Here is a 5,879-nt window from a genome sequence, read left to right as displayed (position 1 = left end):
ACTTAAAGTAACGGGTGCGATAGTTAAAGATTGGGATGGCTGCGGCGATCCCTATTTTTATTGCACTAACGAAGCAGTTTAGTTAATTAAGGTAAAAGTAAAAGGATTATTATGGTTAAATAGCGAATCTTTTAGGAAATCACATAGAATAAGGTGAAGAAGATGGGAGATACAAAGAAATTAAAGCCAATTGAAGCAGCTAAACAGTTTATTAATAAGCACTTCCCTGACTGTCAAGGTGCTGTATTGGCTGGTAGTGTTGTAAGAGGTGAGGCAACAGATACCTCTGATCTTGACATTGTCGTTTTTGTTGAAAGATTAAAATCAGCTTACAGAGAGTCATTAATTGATTTTGGTTGGGCAATTGAGGTTTTTGTTCATAATTTATCTTCCTATAAACACTTTTTCAACTTGGATTATAAAAATGCTAAGCCTTCTATGCAAAGAATGATATTAGAAGGGATTATTTTAAAAGATGAAGGAATTATAGATTCTATAAAGGAAGAAGCTAAAGAGATATTGGAGAATGGTCCTGAAAGATGGACAGAAGAAATAATTATGACAAAACGTTATTATATAACTGATGTCCTTGATGATTTTATAGGTAGTAAAAATCGAGCTGAAGAAATATTTATAGCCAACTCATTAGCTGAGCTTATTCAGGAATTTGTTTTAAGAACTAATGGTCGATGGATAGGTTCTTCGAAATGGGTTATTCGTGCTTTGAGACATTACGATGTAAAATTTACCGAAGAATTTGTTGAAGCCTTTGATACTTTTTATAAAACTGGTGAGAAAAGCAAAGTTGTTCTACTTAGTGAAATGGTTTTAGAACCATACGGTGGGCGACTATTTGAAGGGTTTTCTTTAGGTAAAGAAAAACTTTAATAATAATACATTCTTCTTAACGGGTGCTTAATTGAATAAGAAACCTAAAAGACTGCTGAAAAGTGGTCTTTCTCTTTTTATTTACACAAAGAACATTTGTTCGTATATAATGATACTGAGGTGATTAATATGGCGATACGTGACCGAGGTAAAATTAAATGGGCTGCGGCTTATCTCCAACCCGAACAAGCAAAGATGCAGCGAGATTTTTGGCTCGACACTGAACGAATAAGGAAGCCTATTATTGACGAGCATCAGGAGGAGGAATTTGACCTACGTATAATTTACTCGATGGAATATAACCATTCGGTAAAACTGACGGTATGGGATGACGGATTTATTCACGACATTAATGGTCGAGTTCATTACGTGGATCCTATTACACATAAGCTACTTATTGAGGTGAAGCCTGGAGAAATTGAGCGGGTGGCATTCGATAGTGTTGTCGGAGTCAAGGTAGTAGATTAAGACGACATTAAGCATTGCGTCAGCCTTAGATGGGTGGGCGTTCTTTTATTAAACTAAAGGAGCAGGTTAGTGGAACAAGAAAGGATGAAAATCCATCTCTCATTTATGTCGCAATTGACCCATATTGTGCAATAAAATTGATTTTTTTTGATGTATTTTAGCTAAAAACTTATGAAACAGAATAAATGGTGTTCTAAAAAACAAAACCATCCTAGAAAGGATGGTTTAGGAAAATGGACAAGAATTTTTTATATAACATCATATTCCGACCGCCAGAAAATGTATCTGGGATATCTTATCATATTTGATAAAGACGCTTACACTTTATTGCTGATTGTACTGAGGTTCTTCCCCTTGAATTTCTTGAAGACGAGGTTGAAGGCTGTCAAGCACGGATTTTGTTTGTTGTGCGGCTTGTTGATAAAGCTGCTTTGCATTCTGGCTATCGGTTGCTAAAGCAAAAGTTTCAAAGCTTGCTTGTGCACTTTTTAAACATGCTAAAGCGGTTTGAACATCTTTTCCAACTGTCATTTTTTAAACCCTCTTTTCATTGAAGTATTATGCGAATGTTTTTGTCTACTCGACTTACCAGGTTAGTGAAAAAAGAACTTTTGTAAACTAATTAAAAAGAGCCGATAAATTATCGACTCTTAACATCTCCTGCAAATGGAGGAGCATCTATACCATCTTCAAGTGCGAGTCGTGCGGCTTTTACCTGGAATCTAAATAATAGAAGTTGCTCAGTGATGTCAGGATCAGCACTTAAGAGTATAGCTGTGTGAATATATCTGATAGCATCATTGATTTTATCTAATGCTAGCAATGCTCGGTTGTCTGATAGTTTAATTCTTATAGGATCATTAGGATAGATAGGGTTAGGTGGAAGGATAGGATCAGTTGGCCATTGTATATTTAAAGGGGGAGCATCAATAGTATTAAAAGCATCTGACAGATTATCGATGGCATCTTGATATAATTCTGGTTTGATTGGATTGGGTGGTAAACCAAAACCTTCAAGTTGTTGAATTATAAGTTTTGCACTATTAGCAAATCGAATGGCTTGTACCGTTAAAGCCAAGACAATTCTTACTGTTCCAACTAAGTTTGTTGACATTATTTTCACTCTTTTCTAATGAAGTTATAATAGTTTATGCAATCCAGACAAACCCGTAAAGGACGTTTTTTAAATTTGTGTAGAATTGCGATTAAAATTTGATTCCATATGGGGAAAAATTGGCTAAAACATAAAAAACTTCTTGTTGAATTACTTGATGGCAAGAGTTGAAGAGTCGGTTGACATAATGTTGGCATTCTCTTCTTGTACTAACGGAGCAGTTTAATTTAATAACGCATTGTTATATTGGTAACTAATACAATGGTAAAACCCCGTTTTAATTGAACGGGGTTTTAATTTGGATAGTATAAAACCATACTTAATCGAGTTAATGTTTCTCCCGAATTATAATAAGTATGAGGTCTATCAGCCTTGAATCTAATAGAATCGCCTTTTTTCACTTTATATTCAACGTCATTTACTCGGACAGTTAATTCACCATCATAAATAGTTAAAAATTCCTCAGTTCCCTCCCTGTGCGAATCAGCACTTAGGAATCCACCTTTTTCAATCTCAACAGAATATACTTCAAAACGTCTATCATCTTCAAAGGGAAAGTATGGATAAAGCCGATATTTCCCTTTATCCTCCACAAGAGTTTGAACCTCGCTCATTGAAACAACTTTTGTATCTGGCTGCGGATTATTGATTAAAGAAGTAAAAGAAATTTTTAATCCATTTGCTATTTTCCAAATAGTTGTAATAGTAGGACTGGATTCACCTCTTTCAATTTGACCAATCATTGTTTTACTTACACCAGAAACCTCTGCAACCTTTTCAAGGCTTAATTTTTTACTTTCTCTATAGGCTTTTAAGTTTTTGGCAATGATTTGATTTATTTCTTCCATAAAAACACTCCTAAAATTAATTATTTACAATATAACGTATGTATCGTACAATATAAAGGAAATCGTTATATTGTCTATTTAGGACATTATAACATACAATCAAAGGAGGGTTCCATTTTGGCATTATTATCATTTTTGTTATATGTCATTGTTACTGCTTTTACCCCAGGTCCAAATAATATTATGGCAATGTTAATTGCTAACAAATACGGGTTAAAAAAGACAATTAGATTTTCGTTAGGAGTTGGTACAGGTTTCTTTTTTCTAATATTATTGTGTGCTTATTTTGGTCTTTTGCTTAAAAGCTTTATTCCAAAAGTTGAATTTATAATGACTATTCTAGGTGTAATCTATATGTTGTATCTGGCTATAAAAATTATTACCAGTAAGAAGGATGGTAATCACAATGATGGGGACAAGAATAACAGTTTTTTAACAGGTATGCTTTTACAATTTATAAATCCGAAAGGTATTTTATATGGAATAACTACAATATCAACCTTTGTCCTTCCATTTCACACTTCAAATGTCAGTTTAATATTGTATTCATTCTTTCTAGCTTTTGTTGGTTTTTTAGGTACCTACTCTTGGGGTGTGTTTGGTTCAATTTTTCGAAAGTTCTTATCAAAGTATAATAATCAGTTTAATATAGTTATGGCTTTATTATTGATGTTTAGTGCAATTTCGATACTTTTGGAATCGAGATAATGAAACGGGTGCGATGCTTTAAAAAGGCATCGCCTTTTTTTGGTTTGATTAACAAAGTAGATTGTGAAGTATTGTACTTAAAGTAACGGGTGCAAGAGTTCCATAAGATGTTGCTGAGGCAACTCTTTTTTGCTTGTTCAACTAACGGAGCAGGTTAGCTGAAGAAGGTTAATTAAAAACAAGCAGAGAATTAACAGAAAGAAATATTCTGCTTTTAGAACATAAAAATTGCATTTTATTTGAAGTGGTTGTATTCCTTTTAAAGATGCAAAATAATTAAAAAATGACTTCCAACAGGAAGTCATACATTAGGAGAGGTCTTTTACATAAAGATGTAATTAAACATGGTCAAATCTTATTTTTTCAGACGTACTGGTGCTTGTAATGGGACAGCAAATTCTGTAGGACCTGTTTGAGGAACTAATTTAGGTCCAACTGTAGGATATCCAACAGGAGTGACTCGCTTTGCTTTACCAGCCCCACAACCAATTTGCAGACCGCTACCATTGCCCATCCCACCAATTTTCAAAAAACGGATATCAAATGTTTGTTGAAGATGTTCATCCATTTCAATCACCTCTTATTAATATATGATCATGAGTTAGGTTCAGTACTGATAATAATAATGCCAAAAAGTAAAATTCTTGTTTGTGGTTATTGTGGAGAAGAAAAATTCACTTAGATAAATCCAGATTCAAGACCAAATGTAAAAAATGTGGTGCAATTCTTGAAAACTTTCTGATTACAAAGTCATGGAATAGTTTTCTGAGCCATCAACAAAAATAGGCCAGATTAGTGAAAGAGGAGTAAGTAAATAATATTTGAATTAAAGGAATAATTTTAAGATACTTTAAAAATAGAAACGGATAAAAATAGGATACATATTTGCGATTACTTTCCCTAATGGTAAATTTTCCTTTGGAAAAAGGTATAAGGATGTAGCTATCGAAATATATAGACAAATAGGTGATTTTATCGAAGATATTCCAAAGAATGAGGATTACCAGTTTATTGTGGGTGCATTTTTTAGAATGCAATTGAAAGAGGAGGAGAAATGATATGTCGCAAACAATAATTCCCAGGGGTGCTGTGCGTGGGACAGCATCCGGAGTTCTCTTCATGGCGTTTTTCGGTACTCTGTGGGCGGGAATTGGTATAAGAGGATTGCAAGGCTGGGGATCCCTCTGGCTTTTGATCTTATCCCTGTTGATTGGTGTCTTACTGCTTATAGGCGGAATCAAATTGATAAAGAATTCAAGAAGGTTATCAAACGCGATGATGGAAGGGGATGCTACCCGTCGTTCGAAACGAATGGGTATGATGTTCGGTATTATTTTTGGTTTAGAAGGCGTGTTGATTGCCGCCGCAAGCGCAATATGTAGTGCTACCAATCATTTAGATTTGTTTGTCCCTGTGATGGCCCTTATTGTCGGTGCTCATTTTTTTCCTCTAGCCCATCTTTTTCGGGTAAGGATCCATTATATTGCAGGTACACTCCTTTGCTTGCTTGCTACAATCACATTGCTAACATTACCTGTGAGAGTTACCTTGGGGCATCATCAAATTGAGGTATGGTGGGCAACTGTCGGATTTGGCTCAGCCCTGATATTGTGGGGAACCGGGGTCGCAGTTTGGCTTACAGGACTTAGACTGCTGAAAAGGGCTCGGAATGGATTCAAAGAGGATGTGGAATCTTTCCGGTTGTAATGCGCTCTTTTTGATTATTGAATTAAGTTATTGTTCTTGAACAATGTATGTAACTTGTCCCTATTTCCGACTTCTGGAGGGGTGCAAATAGCGCACAACAATTTTATTCAGCTAACGGGTGCTTGTGTTTAACAAAGGGTTGCTGC

The 5,879-nt window shown here is 35.0% G+C and carries 8 protein-coding genes; 4 read left to right on the top strand and 4 right to left on the bottom strand.

Going from position 1 to position 5,879, the window contains the following annotated elements:
• The first annotated feature begins 162 nt into the window (after window positions 1-162).
• Both V7137_RS29550 and V7137_RS29545 read left to right on the top strand, forming a co-directional pair.
• Window positions 163-888 carry a nucleotidyltransferase domain-containing protein gene (locus tag V7137_RS29550; protein WP_335701366.1) on the top strand — a complete coding sequence of 242 codons (726 nt, stop codon included), beginning with the start codon at window positions 163-165 and terminating at the stop codon, window positions 886-888.
• 129 nt (window positions 889-1,017) lie between these two features.
• Window positions 1,018-1,356 carry a YolD-like family protein gene (locus tag V7137_RS29545; RefSeq protein WP_335701365.1) on the top strand — a complete coding sequence of 113 codons (339 nt, stop codon included), beginning with the start codon at window positions 1,018-1,020 and terminating at the stop codon, window positions 1,354-1,356.
• A 324-nt stretch (window positions 1,357-1,680) separates the two neighbouring features.
• Here V7137_RS29545 and V7137_RS29540 read toward each other — a convergent pair whose 3' ends face one another.
• From V7137_RS29540 to V7137_RS29530, 3 genes are all read right to left on the bottom strand, one after another.
• On the bottom strand, window positions 1,681-1,887 hold the full coding sequence (locus V7137_RS29540; protein ID WP_335701364.1) for a DUF1657 domain-containing protein: 207 nt from the start codon (window positions 1,885-1,887) through the stop codon (window positions 1,681-1,683).
• Between the two features lie 109 nt (window positions 1,888-1,996).
• Complete coding sequence (locus tag V7137_RS29535) at window positions 1,997-2,470, bottom strand: hypothetical protein (RefSeq protein WP_335701363.1); 474 nt, start codon at window positions 2,468-2,470, stop codon at window positions 1,997-1,999.
• 293 nt (window positions 2,471-2,763) lie between these two features.
• Window positions 2,764-3,318 carry a helix-turn-helix domain-containing protein gene (locus tag V7137_RS29530; RefSeq protein WP_335701362.1) on the bottom strand — a complete coding sequence of 185 codons (555 nt, stop codon included), beginning with the start codon at window positions 3,316-3,318 and terminating at the stop codon, window positions 2,764-2,766.
• 117 nt (window positions 3,319-3,435) lie between these two features.
• On the opposite strand from V7137_RS29530, the gene V7137_RS29525 reads away from it, so the two are divergent.
• On the top strand, window positions 3,436-4,026 hold the full coding sequence (locus tag V7137_RS29525; protein ID WP_335701361.1) for a LysE family transporter: 591 nt from the start codon (window positions 3,436-3,438) through the stop codon (window positions 4,024-4,026).
• A gap of 355 nt (window positions 4,027-4,381) precedes the next feature.
• Here the strand turns inward: V7137_RS29525 and V7137_RS29520 are convergent, their stop codons facing one another.
• On the bottom strand, window positions 4,382-4,594 hold the full coding sequence (locus V7137_RS29520) for a hypothetical protein (RefSeq protein WP_335701360.1): 213 nt from the start codon (window positions 4,592-4,594) through the stop codon (window positions 4,382-4,384).
• Between the two features lie 491 nt (window positions 4,595-5,085).
• Between V7137_RS29520 and V7137_RS29515 the strand changes: the two genes are divergently transcribed.
• Window positions 5,086-5,733, top strand: a complete 648-nt coding sequence (locus V7137_RS29515) for a DUF7010 family protein (RefSeq protein ID WP_335701359.1) — start codon at window positions 5,086-5,088, stop codon at window positions 5,731-5,733.
• The last annotated feature ends 146 nt before the right edge of the window (window positions 5,734-5,879 follow it).

The sequence above is a fragment of the Neobacillus drentensis genome (assembly GCF_036962765.1).
Taxonomy (GTDB): Bacteria; Bacillota; Bacilli; order Bacillales; family Cytobacillaceae; genus Neobacillus; species Neobacillus drentensis_C.
Note: the sequence above shows the minus strand (reverse complement) of the source record. Positions and strands in the feature narration are given on the sequence as shown.